Origin of the sequence: Niallia sp. RD1 (assembly GCF_024219955.1) — a bacterium.
Taxonomy (GTDB): domain Bacteria; phylum Bacillota; class Bacilli; order Bacillales; family Cytobacillaceae; genus Niallia; species Niallia alba.
In genome coordinates this window covers 2,816,539-2,832,977 of sequence record NZ_CP100420.1, presented here as the reverse complement: position 1 = coordinate 2,832,977, position 16,439 = coordinate 2,816,539, and the positions used below count along the sequence as shown (strand labels likewise).

Genomic DNA, 16,439 nt, shown 5'->3' with positions numbered 1-16,439 from the left:
TAGTTGCATACATATCCAAGTAGCATATGTGTATTTTATGCTATTTCATTTATGTTTATTGCATATCATTTAATTTTTTTAAATGCTTATAAAATGCCACTTCTTCTTGTGTCTGTACCTTATAATTTCTGATTTCTTTCCAATAAAGAAGACGATAAAAATTCGGTTTTATTTCTTCCATAATTTTCAAATTAATAAGTGTCTGTAAATATTGCTTAACGGCTACTTTCCAGTTTTTCTCTTTTAGAAAAGGCAAGTCTCTTATCTTTATATTGCCTTTTTCTATTCTCCTTTGGAAATGTCCATAAACTTTTTGGAGGGGATATATTTTTGTTGCATCGAAAAAGCTGTCTAAAAAAATAGTGGCCTGCCAATAAAGTGGAGGTGTTTCTATGAGGAAGCCTTCTTTTAAGGGTATACCGATAAATGGCGGTAAGAAATGGAGATGTAGTTCCCTTGCATATAGCTCTTTTAAAAAATGATCATTTGTTTTTGTTGGATAATGCACATCCTTTGTCTTTTGACGGTGAATCAACTCTCGCCAATAAGAGATAGAAAAATTCTTATTTGATAGGATGGGAAGTTTCAGTTCGCCCTCCATTTTTACTAAGGGATAGGAAGAAGTGGAGATAAATGTTTGAGAAATAGAGATAGGGACGGGGTTTTGAATCAAGTAAAATACCCTATCATAAGGACAATATGTTGGGAGTAGATACTGATTCTGATAAAAAGTGAAAAATTGATAAATAAAGGTGGAAAGTTTCACTTTGATCGGATTCCATTTTTTCAAATGATGAAAGCCAATAATCCAAATCGGGTAAATATTTATTTTTCGATAACCTTCTGTACGTTTTTTTACTAATTGCGGAGAAATAACTGCGCATTGATATTCGATCACATATTGCTCCTTGTTAAAGACAAAACTAATATCTGCTCGCTGCTTTATTTCTGGAAAATAAGGTTCTAATTTAGGTTCAAGATTAACTTCGAGCAATTTTTGATATAGTTGTAGCTTTCCTTGCAAATGATAAGAAGACTCAGCCTCTCCATTCCCCGCACACCATTGTGTCCTCTCATGTGCAAAATGAGTAATCTTCTTCTCCCCCATTTTTAAAATGACTCTCCCTTTACATTCTGGACAATATATCGGCAATTCACGTAAGCCTTTTAGCTCATCCTTATTTTCCATCGTAAACAAGTTAATCATTTTTCCTTCTGCCGTTATTGCTGTATACAAGTAATATCCCTCCTTTTATCCTCTTTTTTTATTATTCTTTTTTGTTCTTCTTATTCCTGCAAAAAATTTAAACTTCTCAGAAATACTCACAAAATGAATTTTCTATAAAGACAACTTTAATACTCTCTTCAGCAAAAGTAATTCTCCTAAACCAGAAAAGGGCTAAATTTTCTTCACATTACCATTGAACAAAAATGCTAACATAAAGAGAATTTTAGTCCTTTTCAGAAGTATTTCCTTACATTTATTTCATATATCAAAAAAACAGCATTTATAATAACGGAGATAACAATCTAGAAGTCGATTCAAGCATTCGATATCCGTAATGCCTTTTATTAAAGGTCTCCACTTCTAATTCGATTGAGTGAGTTATATCTTCTAAATAATCTTTCACTAGTTTTTCTGTACTTCTTGTCCTATATAAAAAGGCACTTACTTCAAAATTTAAATGAAAGCTTCTCATGTCCATATTACATGTCCCAATGGAAGCAATTTCACCATCTACAATAATAATTTTGCTATGCATAAATCCTCGATTGTATTCAAAGACTCTTACTCCTGACTCCAGTAATTCTGGGAAATAAGAACGAGAAGCATGGAAAACGATTCGTTTATCTGGTTTGCTAGGAACAAGAATCCGAACATCCACTCCACTTAATGAAGCGATTTTTATAGCAGAAAAAATATCTTCATCCGGAATAAAGTAAGGAGTAGCAATCCAAATTGATTTCTTCGCCGAAGTAATCATGCTGAAAAAAATACTTTTAATAACACTCCATTCATTATCTGGACCACCTGCAATCAATTGTACTCCGCCATGGGAATTTTCCTCAGAAACTGGTGTTAAATATTCCTCTGTTAAGAAACTATGGTTGGTCATATAAAACCAATCTTGAAGAAAAATCAATTGTAAAGACCTAACCGCATCTCCTTTCAGAAGCAAATGAGTATCTCTCCAATAACCAATCGAAGGATTTCTTCCTAAATACTCATCTCCAATATTTAAACCTCCTACAAAGCCGATATTTCCATCAATGATAATAATTTTGCGATGGTTTCTAAAATTAAATTTGCTATTAAAAAAAGGCATTTTAACAGGACTAAAAGCAACCACTTCAATGCCAGCCTCTTTCATTTCTAAGCAGAACTTTTTAGATAGCTGCCAAGACCCAACAGCATCATATAAAAATCGAACCTGTACTCCGGCTCTTGCTTTTTCAAGCAAAATATCCTTTATCTCTTGACCTATATCATCATCTCTCACAATATAATATTCCATGTGAATATGGTGTTTCGCTTTCCTTAATTCCTTTAAAATGGTCGAAAACGTCTCATCTCCATCTGTTAGTACTTGAGTGGAAGTACCAAATGAAATTGGACTATTTCCAAGTTTCTCGGCTAAGTGAAATAAATTGCGTTGATGTCCATCCAGTATCTTTTTCTTCTCTTCTTTTCGGGAACTAATTTCACGTTCAATCTTCAGAAATGCTTCTTTATCTAGAAAGTACTTTTTTCGATAAATTCTTTCTTTGCGATAGTTCCTCCCGAAGAACAAATAAAAAACAAACCCAATAATTGGAAAACTTCCTAATACAATTAACCAGGTTAATGTTTGTGTCGGATGCCTATTTTCAAAGAAAATGACAAAGCCGATAAAAATTACCGACAAACTTATAACTAAACTTAACTGTCCGTAAATTCCCCCTTTTACGGAGAAAAATAAATTAAACACATAAACAAATAGAGCTGCTACTACAAAAAACAATCCTAACCTAGCAGTATGATTCATGACAGGCACCGCCATTCTCCCATTTACTTACAATAAGCTTCGTATAGCTCATTTATTATTCCCTTATATTTACCCACAATGCCACTAAAATACTCCCATCTAAAGCGTTCCTCCGCTCTTTCTGTAAGTAGAGTGAGACCTGACATGCTTTAAGTGATTTAGGTCTATCATTACATTTTCTACAGGTGTCTATATCTATTCATCAAGCTTGGCATTTATACATCCTTCTTCTGCTTCCCTCTTATCTGTACACAAAAAAACTCTACAATGATAGGCACTAACCACACATTGCAGAGTTTCTATTTAGCATCAAATTTTTCTTATATTAATTAAACCTGAATTATTCATACTTCGAACTTAAGTCATAAATAATACCAAAATATAATACTTTTCTACACCCTCGAAAAAATTCATAGTAAATTGGGACACTTCGATGTGGTTTTCAAGCAAGTGCTTGAAGAAAGTCGGTTTTTGGGCAGACTACTCCCTTGGTCAGACATTAACTTTTAAAAAACAGGTATTAAGATGGTTACTCTAGCTTCAAGTTCTGAATTCGCCGAAGTACTTTCCAAAAGAATTCTTGGTACACAAAACTTGAAGATAGTTTAAAGTAAAGGGATCTTCCTGACTTTACTAATTTACTAGCAACTTTAATAATCCGTGTTCGTATTGTTTCGATTTGCATAGTCTTTTGTTCTTCCGGAAAACAAAGTGTACGCAGCCAATTCGTTAGGTTATAAGCTAGCAGACTCAACATCATCTTTACTTCGTTTACCTGGAAAGAATGACTATTCATTTTATCTAAATAGAAACCATTCTTGGCTTCCTTGATATAGTTCTCCATCGTACCTCTTTTCTGGTAAGAAAGAACAATATCTTTTGGTGAAAAGGCGTCTATCAAGTTCGTTACAAAAAAGGAATGCGTGAAAAACAACTCGTCTGCAGGACGGATGGATTTAATAATCACTTTTCTAGGCTTAGACCATGATTTCGCTTGATAAATGGTTTCTTCATAATAACATTCCGTATTCGTGACCTCGGAAGTCATAGATGATGGATGGAGTTCATCCGCAATTCGTTGTAGATTGGCATTTGCTTTGAGTCGAATAACGTAATAGACTGATTCTTTTTCGCACAAATCGTACAGAGCTGGGATGGCAAAGCCACTATCACCACGAACAAGTGGTGTAGTTTCTGGGAACTTTTCATTGTAATGTTCAATGAGCGGTTGAATGAAATCAACAACACCGTTAGAAGTATAGACATTCCCAGGACGAAGCTTAGCTTTGATAAAGTCACCGGTTACTCCATCGAAGGCAACTAATGGGTGGAAACCGACTGTTCCGTAATGGGCATTGTAAGCCGCGGACTCTTGATTTCCATAGGTATCTGAATGCGTGGAATCCAAATCAAAGATGAGTGCTTTGGACTCTCTGATTTGATGTGCTTTGTCAATAAGGTCTTGGTTAGCTAGATTTAATTCCGCTATGGATTGGCTATCAAACCGTTTAAAAAATCGTGACAAACTAGGCTGGGAAGCTAATGCATCCGTTCCAATAATTTGAGTGAATACAGGGTCTTTCGTTAGTTGATCGGCAGCGTCGTCTTCGGAATAGCCAGCAATGATTTGATATATCTTTTGACGAAGCAAGTTTTCATTTGAATGAAAATAGTAAAGTCTGTCATCTTTCAAATTTAAATGTTTAGCCAATGTTTCTGAAAAACCAATTTTTTCATCGAATTCTCTAAAGATGAATTCACCCGTATCGGACGAAAGAGAACCTCCATCATTTGATAATTTGACCTTATGATTGAAATCAAGCGTTAATTGCGGTAAAGTAGCCATTATAAGAATCCTTTCTGATGGTTATTTCGTAGTTGCTTTAACCTTATCAGAAACGGATTCTTTTTTCATTTATTAAGTGAATTACTTCTTAACAAAAAAGCTTATTATACAGGCGTTAGTTGCCAATTAATGATTTTCTATGAATAATTCAGGTTAAAGTATTTTCTTAACTCCATAAATACTTCATTCTCCATAATAACCTTTCCATACTCTTCAAGAACATGAATAGTCATTTTGGAATCCTCTTGAGCATATTCCAGTAAAATGCTTAATGCATTTTCTACTTCCTCTTCTGGAATTTCCTCGTCAAGGAACTGTACAAATAAGTAATATTTTCCATTGTAGCTATAGAGTTTTGTATCCATTCCTTCTAGCCCTTGCATTTTGGATAAGGAAATGATGTCCTCAAAATCATTAAACGTTAAAAGAAATTCAAGACTCTCATCATACTCCTCTTCACCATCTTTTATAGTAAAGTGTTGATCCATTAAGTCTTCAAAACGTTCATCAATAGGTAAATCCTTTAGCTTATCCTCCGGAATGGAAATTTCAAACTTCTGTCCGTCTTTAGAAAGCTGCGCTTTTGTAACAAGAATTTCCAAGCCTTTTTCTAGAGCTTGAACTTGGATCCATAATGGTCCATCAAAGATAAAGTCCTCTTCTTGATGCACTTCGTCCATCATTTCCCAAAATAATTCCTCACTGCGCTCCCGATTGTACCAAATCTCCTCACGTTTAAATCCACGTTCTTCTATATCAATATACGAAATATAAAACTTTACTGTATGATCATTAATTCTTTCAATTTCCATACGCTAACACTCCCTTCAGACTATGATGGAAGGGACAAGAGACCCCCATACAGATTTGTTTTATTTCTTACAAGTAAACTTTCTGAAATAAAATATAATTTTTCCTTGTATTGTACCTTGTACTTTATATTTTATGACAAAAGCAGTATAAATGGAATTAAAACATCTTGGGTTTGAAAAAAACCATTATATGCCTATTCAAAAAACATTCACAATTCTCCATTTTTTTCATGGTTGATAGTTGACTTCTACTTATTCTTTTTTAATACCATATTCCTGTTTAGTTATATTTAGTAGTATTACCTCATAGAAATTATTTCAAACTAAAAAGAAAAGGCAATCAGTGACAGTTTTAACCAAATCCCCAAAGTTTTTATCAGAATCTGTTTCTTCTATTCATAAGGGGAAAGAAAAGGAATTAAATGTTTACCCGTGAATAAAAAAGAAAAATCTGACTGAAAGATACCAAATATATATTTGGTATCGATTAAGTCAGATCTTTTATACTGCGTTCATATTAGTTAACTAATCGTTGTGCTTCTCGTAATTGGAAAGTACGAACTTTTCTTGGTAAAAATCTGCGAATTTCATCTTCATTGTACCCTACTTGCAGCCTTTTTTCATCAATGATAATCGGACGTCTTAATAGCCCTGGGTTATTTTGAATAATGCCAAATAAATCTTGTAATGGCATTGTTTCTAAATTCACATTTAGTTTTTGAAAAGTTTTACTTCTTGTTGAAATAATCTCATCTGTTCCATCTTCTGTCATACGAAGAATTTCTTTTATCTCCTCAATAGAAAGTGGCTCAGAGAATATATTTCTTTCTTTATAAGCAATTTCATGTTCCTCTAACCATGCTTTTGCTTTTCTGCAGGATGTACAACTTGGTGAAGTGTATAATGTTACCATTTTACAAATTCACGCTCCCTTTATTTAGACATGTAATTAACTACATTCGTTATAATTATAAAAAACTTGAGTTCTTGCTTGGAAATTCTTAAATTATAATTAATTCAATCAAGTAATTTATATTAATTATTATACACTAATTGTTTGCTTTATGGTATATGTTTTAAAAAATTTATCCACAAGTATAATTAATTTCTGTATATTAGCTATTAATCTTACGTTATTTGTTGTTATTCTCCTCCTTTATGTAAGAAAAACTCGTTAAATTAAACCGAATTTCTCGCTTATTTTCTTGCTTATCATTATAGACGTTTGAAAACAAAAAAAGTTTCAAAAATTTATCGTATCTGTTAAAATATTTGTTCTAAAATATATACTTTCTGATTAATTACCCATCATTCATTTCTTTTAAACCTATTTCTATTCTCAATTAAAGATATTTTAATGAAAATGAATGTTTCCACTATTAGCTTCTCATTTATGCTTATTCATAAAATCAAATATCATCAAGTATATTTTTCTGTTCTTGGCCATTATTAAATTGAACGACTTTATCGACTGGTTCATAAGCTTCCCCGTAAAAATGGATATCATTATACGTATGAATTTTATTATAGGTTTTTACCAATGCTTGATAAACGACATCTTCGTTTTCATTATTAGGTGCCCAATAAAGTATCTCCATTGCATTTACTTCCCTTGTGGCTAGGGATAACCTTCTATACCCAATGGATGTTGCATGTTTAAACCCTTCTCTTTGGTAAAACTTAAGCCTTTTTTTCGTATCACTATCCTTGTAATTTATTGGTTCCACTTCTAATATAATTGGTTTATCCTTTTCTTTTAACTTCTCCACTAATTGATGCCCAAGCCCCTGACCTCTGGCTTCATTGGAAACAAATAAATAATCAACAAAGATAAAATCCTCTGCTTCCACATACATTAATACATGGTATTTCCCTTCATCTTTATGATAATATTCCGGAAAATCCTTTAACAAGGCTTCCATATGTTCTTGTGATTTCATTTCTTCTACGGGAAAATACTGATTTAACTTATCATACCAATGCATGCCTTAATCTCCTTTTTTCTCTTCATTTTTCGGTGTGTAATCTACATTCTTCGTATAATTATTCCCTGCATTCCATAGTAAAAACTCGTTAACTCCTTGATCATTTAATGCTTCAATCTGTTTTTGAACCTCTTCTTTTCCGTATACTTGATAATTATCTTTTCCAAGCCATGCAGCCGTAAAATCTTGAAGCCATGGTCTTGAAATAGGCGGGTTCTTTAATTCATTCAACTTTTTCTTTTCCATTTTCGTATACTCACTCACAAGTTCATAAGGATGCAAATCTGGTTTTTCAATTCCAAAATACGCGGTCCAATGACTTGGATAGATCATCGAAGAAATGACATCAACATGATTACTTATTTTAGAGAAATTTTGACCGATTCCTGGTGCTTCTTCTAAAGTTGCTGTATATCCAAATATATCCACAGAAACCTTCACGTTATAGGGTTCTAGCTTTTCTTTGGCATACTGAACAAAATCTGTTACCGCTTCTACCCGTTTCTGCCCTTCACTTTTATTTAAATTCTCATAATCACCTTTTGTATAGGTTAATTTATCTCCCTTATTTTCAAAGCCTTCTGGAAAACGAACGTAATCGAATTGGATTTCCTGGAAACCCATTTTAGCCGCTTCAATAGCAAGATTGACATTATAATCCCAAACCTTTTCTTCAAAAGGGTTAACAAATGCTTCTCCTCTTCCATTGGTCCAAACCTTTTCTCCCTCCACAAATGACCATTCTGGTTTTTCTTTAGCTAAAACGGAATCCTTGAAAACAACAATTCGCGCAATCGGATAAATTTTCTCTTTTTCAAGCTGCCCTAATAGAGCCGTCATATTTTTGATAGAATTACTACCAATTTTCCGATATGATGAGCTTTCTTCCGGCATAAAGGTCAAATTACCATGATCTTCTTTATAATCAATTACCATTGCATTTAAATCGGTCGTTTTTATTAAATCAATTAATTGATTCCATTTATTCCCTCCAATTGAATTTGCATTTACATAAATCCCTCTTACAGCATCAGGGTATGTAAATTGGAAGGAATTGTTTTTCATTCTCGGTAAAGAATCTGGCCATTGTTTAACCATAATCTCCATTTGTTTTGTTGGCTGTTTTGGAATTACCTTCTCCTCTTTCGCAAATGCAATATGTGGAACCAATAAATAGAAACTTAATCCAAAGGATAAAAACTTTTTATTCATAGTGAAAACTCCCATCTATGTACAGTATCAATTATCTACTAACGTTGTATATATTATGTATACCTTTTATTGTAACAAACACAAACAACCTTAAGCTAATTTAGTTATTTTCGAACTGCACAAAGATAGAATTGCCAATAACAAGGCTCCAAAACAAAAAAGTCGACAACCTCCTTTCCGCTGAGATTGTCGACTTTGAGAATTATTTATTCTCCAATTGCATTTTATATTTTTTACATTCACTTTCAGAGCAATAAACAAAATGTCCTGGCTTAATTTCTCGCATTTTAAGTTCTTCGCCCTCTTCATATTGATGGACGGTCGGATCATAGACTGTTCTTTTTCTTGTACGCTCTGTTTCTGGATCTGGCAGAGGAATTGCTGATAATAAGGACTGTGTATATGGATGCATTGGGTTGTTATACAATTCATCTGCAGGCGCTAATTCAACTAATTTCCCAAAATACATCACACCAATACGGTCACTTATATACTTAACCATTGATAAATCATGGGCAATGAATAAGTAAGTTAAACCTTTTTCTTTTTGAAGTTTCTTCATTAAGTTAACAACTTGTGCTTGAATCGAAACATCTAATGCGGAAATCGGTTCATCAGCAATGATAAAGTCTGGATCTACTGCTAGAGCACGCGCAATTCCAATTCTTTGTCTCTGACCACCAGAGAACTCATGAGGATAACGATTAGCATGCTCTTTATTTAAACCAACTGTATGAAGCAGTTCGTATACTTTTTCCATTCTTTCTTTTTTGTTTTTCGCTAAACCGTGTATGTCAATACCTTCTGCAATAATATCAGCAACGGTCATTCTCGGATTTAAAGATGCATAGGGATCTTGAAAAATCATTTGCATTTTGCGATTAAACTTCTTTAAGTCCGTTCTTGATTTTCTTCCATGTACGTCTTCTCCGTTAAATAGTACCTGACCACCTGTTGCATCATACAGGCGAATAATGGTTCTTCCAGTTGTTGATTTCCCACAACCTGATTCCCCAACTAAGCCTAGTGTTTCTCCTTTGTAAATATCAAAGGTAACATCATCTACTGCTTTCACGACATTAGGAGTACCGACATTAAAATACTGCTTAAGATTTTTTATTTCTAATAACTTTTCAGCCATCTTATTTATCCCCCTTTACTAATACTGGTGTTTCAAAGTTAGAGGGTAGCTTTCTTATTCTTTCTTTAACAGAAGCAGGTGGTTCTACCGCTGGCGCATCTGGATGCAATAGCCACGACTTTACAAAATGTGTCTCAGACACTTGATATACTGGCGGCTCTTGTTCAAAATCAATTGCTAGCGCATATGGATTTCGAGCAGCGAACGCATCCCCAATTGGAGGATTTGTTAAATCTGGCGGTGTTCCAGGAATAGCTGCAAGCTCATCTTCATTATCATTATCTAAACTTGGCATGGATGCAAGGAGTCCCCATGTATATGGATGTCTTGGATCGTAGAAAATTTCATCCACCGTACCCATTTCAACGATTTGTCCTGCATACATAACAGCAACTCGATCCGCAACATTTGCCACAACCCCTAAATCATGGGTAATAAAGATAATGCTTGTATCCATTTTCTCTTGCAAATCTTTCATTAAATCTAAAATTTGCGCTTGAATCGTAACGTCTAATGCTGTTGTTGGTTCATCTGCAATTAACAGATGTGGATTGGCTGCTAACGCTATGGCAATCATCGCACGCTGCCTCATTCCACCAGAAAATTCGTGTGGATATTGATCTACTCTTTTCTCTGGTTTTGGGATTCCAACTAAACTTAAAAGTTCAATTGCTTTCTTTTTTGCTTTATCTTTGTTCATTTGCTGATGTTTAATCAGTACTTCCATAATTTGCGTTCCAATACGCATTGTCGGATTCAAAGATGTCATTGGATCTTGGAAAATCATACTCATTTCTTTTCCGCGGATGCTTTCCATCTCTTTATCTGTTTTTTGAACAATATCTTCCCCATTAAATAAAATTTGTCCACCTTTAATATGACCAGGAGGCATAGGAATTAATTTCATTAATGTTTGTGAAGTAACACTCTTACCCGAACCAGATTCACCAACAATTGCTAATGTTTCTCCTTTATATAAATCAAAGGATACTCCGCGAACCGCCTGCACTTCTCCTCCATACGTATGGAATGAGACTTGTAAATCCTTTACTTCTAATAATTTTTCCATTTATCTCACTCCTTACTTACGTAGTCTTGGATCAAGCGCATCTCGAATTCCGTCGCCAATAACATTAAATGCAAAGATTGTTAAACAAATAAAGATTGCAGGGAAAAATAAGCGCCATGGATAATATTGCATTGCACCAATTCCATCATTAGCCATCGTTCCCCAACTCGCTAATGGAGGAGTTAAACCTAAACCAAGATAACTTAAAAATGCTTCTGTGAAAATAGCATTTGGAACAGTAAGTGTTAAAGTTACAAGAATTGGTCCCATTGCATTAGGAATTAAATGCTTGCCCATAATTCTTGAAACACTTGCTCCTAATGTTCTAGAAGCCAGAATATACTCTTGGCTCTTTAATGATAATACTTGTCCACGAACCATTCGAGCCATATTGATCCAGCCAGTAATACTCATTGCTAAAATCATTGTCCAAATTCCTTGACCAAGAACAACCATTAGAAGGATAACAAGTAAAAGGTAAGGAATTCCATATAATACGTCAGCTATACGCATCATTACTTCATCTGTCTTTCCACCTTTATAGCCTGCAATCCCAATGTCATAAACCTAAATTGTAAAAATATGTAAATATTAAAAAAGATTCATAAAATTGTTGTATAAAATTGAAAAAACCCCTTGACTTTTCAGAAACACCTCCATAATCAGCGTGAATACCAGTTCTTGGTATATCTCGTACGAAATGGGGTTTTTTTGTTGAAAAAAAGCAAGTTTTTAGAAGCGATTGAAGTATGTAGGGAGGTATTGTACGATTTCCATTTCATGTGCGATTCCCGCATGAAATCAACCTACTTTACACGTAAAGGAGGCAAATTGACTTTCCCAGAAACAATTTTGTTTGTGCTAAATCTAGTAACGAGAAGCTTGCAGATTGAGTTGAATGACTTTTTTGAGTTGATTAAAAAAGAAGGAGAAATTATAAGTAAACAGGGATTTTCACAAGCGCGAAAAAAAATAAAACCAGAAGCCTTCAAGACGTTATTTGACACCATTACGACGTGGTTTTATCAGACAAATAACTCCTTTAAATATAAGGGCTTCCGGTTATATGCGATTGATGCGTCTATCATAGAAATAGCCAATTCCCAAAGGCTAAGAGATACCTTCGGCGCATCAAAGGGCAATGGCAAGGAACTTGCCAGAGCCATGGTATCTACTATTTATGATATCGGAAATGATTTATTTGTAAAGGGGATAATCACAAAATGTACAGATAGCGAGCGCACAGTAGCGATAGAATTAATTGATAGTTTCCTAGAACTGCGTTCTAACCACGACCTTTTTCTTTTTGACCGTGGGTATCCATCTCAATATTTCTTTCACTATCTTTTGAAGAATAAAGTGAATTTTGTTGTTAGAACGCCAGTTAATTTTTACCGAGCCGCTATAAAAGAAGGGATCCCTGATCAGGTCATTGAACTCAAGTATAAAAGCAACGTCATGCGTTTGCGTGCGGTCCGTATCCCATTAGGCTCTGGAGAAGATGAATTACTTATAACGAATATATTAGATGAGTCTTTTGATATTCCGGCTTTTAAAGAGTTGTACTTTAAACGATGGTCAATCGAAACAAAATACGATGTCTTAAAAAACAAAATACAGATTGAAAGATTCTCAGGCGAAACAAAACAGACGATTGAACAAGAGTTTTATGCTGCTTTATTTTTAAGCAACATGGCTTCCCTACTAAAGCATGAGTCAGATGTGATCATCGCCGAGGATCAGAAGGATAAAGACTTAAAGCACAAATATAAAACTAACACCAATATTTTAATTGGCGCACTAAAAGATAAGCTCATTTGTTTAATCATTGAACCAAGTCAAAGGCGAAGAAAAAAGATGTATAAAGACCTACTGAACGAAGTTCAGCGAAATAGAGTCCCAATTAGACCTGGAAGGAAATTTAAACGTTCCAGAGGGCTAAATGCGAATAAACATGGATTTGGACAACGACCAGCTATCTAACAAAACGAACAAATAGGAAAATCAGGGAAATGCCAAAAAAATTAAATAGGCACTTCCCGGGCATCCTATTGGCTTTTTTAGTTATCAGAATATTATAAACATCAATTTTGGTTTACCACTGGTAATTACTGGTTTCTTAACTTGATGACATTGCCTGCAATCCCTCCCCAGATTACACCAATTACTAGGTCAATAAAGGCTGCCGCTATCCCAATAAACAGCGAGATTTTTGCGCCATACCAGATACGTTCGAACATATCTCGACCAAGTTCATCTGTTCCAAAATAGTGTTCTGCACTTGGGGGCTGATTCGTTTTTGTTAAATCATTTTCATAATAATTATATGGAGTTAATAATGGCCCAACAAAAGCCATAGCGATTAAAAGAATTAATAGGACAAGTCCAAATACGGCAAGCTTATTTTTTTTGAAACGAGTAAATACATCTTTCCAGAACGATAGACTTGCTTTTGAAATTTTTTCTGATTCTATGCTGCTATTGCCTACTATTTCAAATTTATCTTTCGAAATTTCTTGCATCTTTACGCTCCTTTCTTCCCGCTCGATAGTTTTATTCGAGGATCTATTAATCCGTACAACAAGTCGACAAGAAGAACAGATACTAACAGGATAATACTATAAAAAACAGTTACTCCCATAATCGCTGTATAATCACGGTTGTTTATGCTTTTTACGAACTGTGATCCAAGACCAGGAATCCCGAAGATTTTCTCTATTACAAAACTACCTGTAACAATTCCCGCAGATAATGGACCCATGTAAGAAACAACTGGAAGGATCGCATTACGGATGGCATGCTTCACTGTAATATTAAAACCGCTAATCCCTTTTGCTTTTGCTGTTTTAATATAGTCATTGCTTAATACTTCTAACATAGAAGATCTAGTTAAACGGGCAATAAAAGCTGTAGGACCTGCTGCTAGAGCCACTGCTGGTAGAACACTTTGCATAAAAGTCCCCCATCTAGCTACAGGGAAAATGCCTAGTTTCATTGCAAAAATATATTGTAAAAAAGCGGCCATTATAAAAGATGGAACCGAAATTCCTAATACAGCAACAATCATCGCTAAGTAATCTTGCCATTTATTATGTCTTAATGCCGCGATTACTCCTAAGGTAACACCAATTGCTAAAGCAATGAATATTGCTTCTAATCCCAATACTAATGAAACGGGAAACCCTTCATTAATTAATTGATTAACAGTTTGGCTCTTATATTTAAAAGATGGACCAAAATCCCATTGAACTACACGTAGCAAATATTCTCCATATTGAACATACCAAGGCTGATCAAGACCATAATGGGCATTTAAATTTGCTTCGATTGCAGGTGGCATTTTCTTTTCCGATGTAAATGGGTTACCCGGTGCCATTCTCATGAAGAAAAACGTTGCTGTAATGATTAACCATAAGGATATTGCCATAAACAGCAAACGTTTTGTCAAGTACTTAATCATGGTTTTACCTCCATTTTTTTCTAAAACAATGCGAATAGAAAGCAAGAGGATGCCTTAGGGAACGAGAATACGAAGTATCACTCGTTAAATAAGACAGCCTCTTTTATCTCTTTGGCTTGTACATCCTAAAAAGGTCCGGATTATCCGAAAGTACGCACCTTTCTTAAACATGATTGAATAATTAAGCCATTCCCTTAATTATTCAAAATGTGCCCATTTTAACTGAGCTTCTCCTAAGCCTGAAATTACTACATCTTTCAGGTTCTCTTTTTGCACCCATGTGTTTGTATAGAAATAAACTGGCGCAATTGGAAGTTCGTTCATAAGAATAGCTTCTGCATCTTGTAATAACTGTTTACGCTTCGCCTCATCTGTTTCTTTTTGTGAAGCAATAAGAAGTTCTTTGTATTCTGGGTTTTCCCAACCAGTGTCGTTATTTCCACCGTTTGCATCACGGTAAAGCTCTAGGAAATTAAATGCGTCATTATAGTCACCAGACCATGACATACGTCCAATTTGATAGTCACCAGAATCAATTTTTTCTAAATATACTTGCCATTCTTCGTTATCTAATTCTACGTCGATTCCAAGATTCTTCTTCCACATATCTTGTACTGCTTGTGCAATCTTCGCATGTGCTTCACTTGTATTGTAAGATAAAGTGATTTTTGGTAAATCTTTTACACTTGCATAGCCTTCTTCTTTCAACCCTTTTTCAAGAGCGGCTTTTGCTGCTTCGATATCATTATCTTTAAAGTAACCTTTTTCGTTTTCTGAGAACATTGTTGGAGGAACAACTGCCATAGCTGGAATTTGTCCACCTTGTGTAATTTGCTCAACAATTGCTTTACGATCAATCGCATATGTTAATGCTTTGCGAATATTTTCATTGTTAAATGGCTTTTCTTCTGTATTAAATTTATACCAATAAGTACCTGCGATTGCTTTCACATTTAGGTCCCCATTGTCTTTCAATGCTTTAATGGAATCGGTAGGTAATGCTCCAAATGGTAAGCCAGCCCAATCTAACTCATCGTTATCAAACATACTTAGTTCGGTTGTTGGCTCTTCCACCATTGACATTTCTACTGTCTCTAATTTAACTGTGTCAGCATCCCAATAGTCTTCATTCTTTTCTAGAAGGATCGATTCACTATGATTCCACTCTGTCATTTTGAATGGACCATTTGTAACATAGTCATCTCCAGCATCTTTATACCAATCTGGATTTGCTTCTGCGACATTTTTATTAACTGGGAAATAAGTATAAAAAGCTAATAGTTGCAAGAAATAAGGTGTAGGATTTACTAATGTCACTTCTAATGTTTTTTCGTTCACAACTTTAACAGCCACATCATCAAGACTGCCTTCACCATTATTTGCTGCTTCCGCACCTTTTATGGAATATAGTTGATATGCATATTGAGATTGATTTTGAGGGTCAATTGCCCATTTCCAAGCATATTCAAAATCTTCAGCTGTTACTGGATCACCATTTGTCCATGTAGCATCTTCACGAATTTTGAATGTATAGGTTAATTGATCATCCGAAACTTGGATATCTTCTGCCATAGCAGGCTGAGGAACACCATCTTTATCAATACGTGTTAATCCTTCAAATGTTTGAATTAACACACCACCTGATGTTGAATCTGTAGCTAATGCTGGATGTAATGTTGGTGGCTCTGAAACGATATTCAGACGTAAGTTTTGTGATGATGATTTATCACTACCACCTTTGTCATTACCACATGCAGCAAGAAAAGCACTTAGTATTAGCACTAAGCTCATTAGTACAAGCATTCTTTTTCTCATGTAATTACCCCCTAAATAATTTTCGTATTGTCAAAACTTTATATAGAAATAGGCTATTATATCCTATAATAGC

At 34.6% G+C, this 16,439-nt stretch carries 12 protein-coding genes and 2 pseudogenes; 1 reads left to right on the top strand and 13 read right to left on the bottom strand.

Translation table 11 applies throughout. The annotated features are described in order from the left end of the window. Positions 1-55: 55 nt before the first annotated feature. The 10 genes and pseudogenes from NKG37_RS13600 to NKG37_RS13555 form a co-directional block, all read right to left on the bottom strand. On the bottom strand, positions 56-1,237 hold the full coding sequence (locus NKG37_RS13600) for a competence protein CoiA (RefSeq protein WP_254414797.1): 1,182 nt from the start codon (positions 1,235-1,237) through the stop codon (positions 56-58). A gap of 271 nt (positions 1,238-1,508) precedes the next feature. Next, positions 1,509-3,026, bottom strand: coding sequence for a cardiolipin synthase (cls, locus tag NKG37_RS13595; protein WP_169189626.1), 1,518 nt, complete (start codon positions 3,024-3,026; stop codon positions 1,509-1,511). 529 nt (positions 3,027-3,555) lie between these two features. Beyond that, positions 3,556-4,872, bottom strand: coding sequence for an IS1380 family transposase (locus NKG37_RS13590; RefSeq protein ID WP_109768540.1), 1,317 nt, complete (start codon positions 4,870-4,872; stop codon positions 3,556-3,558). A gap of 137 nt (positions 4,873-5,009) precedes the next feature. Next, the gene (mecA, locus tag NKG37_RS13585) at positions 5,010-5,684 is read right to left on the bottom strand and encodes an adaptor protein MecA (RefSeq protein ID WP_254414796.1); all 675 of its coding nucleotides are present in this window, start codon (positions 5,682-5,684) and stop codon (positions 5,010-5,012) included. Positions 5,685-6,201: 517 nt separating this feature from the next. Continuing rightward, the gene (gene spxA / locus NKG37_RS13580; RefSeq protein ID WP_016204317.1) at positions 6,202-6,597 is read right to left on the bottom strand and encodes a transcriptional regulator SpxA; all 396 of its coding nucleotides are present in this window, start codon (positions 6,595-6,597) and stop codon (positions 6,202-6,204) included. 496 nt (positions 6,598-7,093) lie between these two features. Further along, a complete protein-coding gene (locus tag NKG37_RS13575) occupies positions 7,094-7,669 on the bottom strand; it encodes a GNAT family N-acetyltransferase (protein ID WP_016204651.1) in 576 nt (191 codons plus the stop codon). 3 nt (positions 7,670-7,672) lie between these two features. Next, positions 7,673-8,881 carry a putative glycoside hydrolase gene (locus NKG37_RS13570; RefSeq protein WP_016204650.1) on the bottom strand — a complete coding sequence of 403 codons (1,209 nt, stop codon included), beginning with the start codon at positions 8,879-8,881 and terminating at the stop codon, positions 7,673-7,675. Positions 8,882-9,083: 202 nt separating this feature from the next. After that, positions 9,084-10,022, bottom strand: a complete 939-nt coding sequence (locus NKG37_RS13565) for an ABC transporter ATP-binding protein (RefSeq protein WP_016204649.1) — start codon at positions 10,020-10,022, stop codon at positions 9,084-9,086. Between the two features lies 1 nt (position 10,023). Next, positions 10,024-11,091, bottom strand: coding sequence for an ABC transporter ATP-binding protein (locus NKG37_RS13560; protein ID WP_101730325.1), 1,068 nt, complete (start codon positions 11,089-11,091; stop codon positions 10,024-10,026). Positions 11,092-11,103: 12 nt separating this feature from the next. Continuing rightward, positions 11,104-11,646, bottom strand: a pseudogene (locus tag NKG37_RS13555) (ABC transporter permease); the annotation flags it as partial. 240 nt (positions 11,647-11,886) lie between these two features. Here NKG37_RS13555 and NKG37_RS13550 point away from each other — a divergent pair. Next, entirely contained in the window at positions 11,887-13,074 is a 1,188-nt protein-coding gene (locus NKG37_RS13550; protein ID WP_254414795.1) for an IS4 family transposase, read from the top strand. 152 nt (positions 13,075-13,226) lie between these two features. Here NKG37_RS13550 and NKG37_RS13545 read toward each other — a convergent pair. The 3 genes and pseudogenes from NKG37_RS13545 to NKG37_RS13535 all read right to left on the bottom strand — a co-directional run. Next, positions 13,227-13,613: pseudogene (locus NKG37_RS13545) on the bottom strand (ABC transporter permease); the annotation flags it as partial. 2 nt (positions 13,614-13,615) lie between these two features. Beyond that, a complete protein-coding gene (locus tag NKG37_RS13540) occupies positions 13,616-14,551 on the bottom strand; it encodes an ABC transporter permease (RefSeq protein ID WP_169188129.1) in 936 nt (311 codons plus the stop codon). Positions 14,552-14,749: 198 nt separating this feature from the next. Continuing rightward, positions 14,750-16,366, bottom strand: coding sequence for a peptide ABC transporter substrate-binding protein (locus NKG37_RS13535; protein ID WP_016204644.1), 1,617 nt, complete (start codon positions 16,364-16,366; stop codon positions 14,750-14,752). Between the last annotated feature and the right edge of the window lie 73 nt (positions 16,367-16,439).

What these genes read in the sequence shown, in the direction of transcription:
- cls (WP_169189626.1), bottom strand. Translation starts at nt 3,026, where the DNA reads ATGAATCATACTGCTAGGTTAGGATTGTTTTTTGTAGTAGCAGCTCTA.
- NKG37_RS13590 (WP_109768540.1), bottom strand. Translation starts at nt 4,872, where the DNA reads ATGGCTACTTTACCGCAATTAACGCTTGATTTCAATCATAAGGTCAAA.
- mecA (WP_254414796.1), bottom strand. Translation starts at nt 5,684, where the DNA reads ATGGAAATTGAAAGAATTAATGATCATACAGTAAAGTTTTATATTTCG.
- spxA (WP_016204317.1), bottom strand. Translation starts at nt 6,597, where the DNA reads ATGGTAACATTATACACTTCACCAAGTTGTACATCCTGCAGAAAAGCA.
- NKG37_RS13575 (WP_016204651.1), bottom strand. Translation starts at nt 7,669, where the DNA reads ATGCATTGGTATGATAAGTTAAATCAGTATTTTCCCGTAGAAGAAATG.
- NKG37_RS13570 (WP_016204650.1), bottom strand. Translation starts at nt 8,881, where the DNA reads ATGAATAAAAAGTTTTTATCCTTTGGATTAAGTTTCTATTTATTGGTT.
- NKG37_RS13565 (WP_016204649.1), bottom strand. Translation starts at nt 10,022, where the DNA reads ATGGCTGAAAAGTTATTAGAAATAAAAAATCTTAAGCAGTATTTTAAT.
- NKG37_RS13560 (WP_101730325.1), bottom strand. Translation starts at nt 11,091, where the DNA reads ATGGAAAAATTATTAGAAGTAAAGGATTTACAAGTCTCATTCCATACG.
- NKG37_RS13550 (WP_254414795.1), top strand. Translation starts at nt 11,887, where the DNA reads ATGAAATCAACCTACTTTACACGTAAAGGAGGCAAATTGACTTTCCCA.
- NKG37_RS13540 (WP_169188129.1), bottom strand. Translation starts at nt 14,551, where the DNA reads ATGATTAAGTACTTGACAAAACGTTTGCTGTTTATGGCAATATCCTTA.
- NKG37_RS13535 (WP_016204644.1), bottom strand. Translation starts at nt 16,366, where the DNA reads ATGAGAAAAAGAATGCTTGTACTAATGAGCTTAGTGCTAATACTAAGT.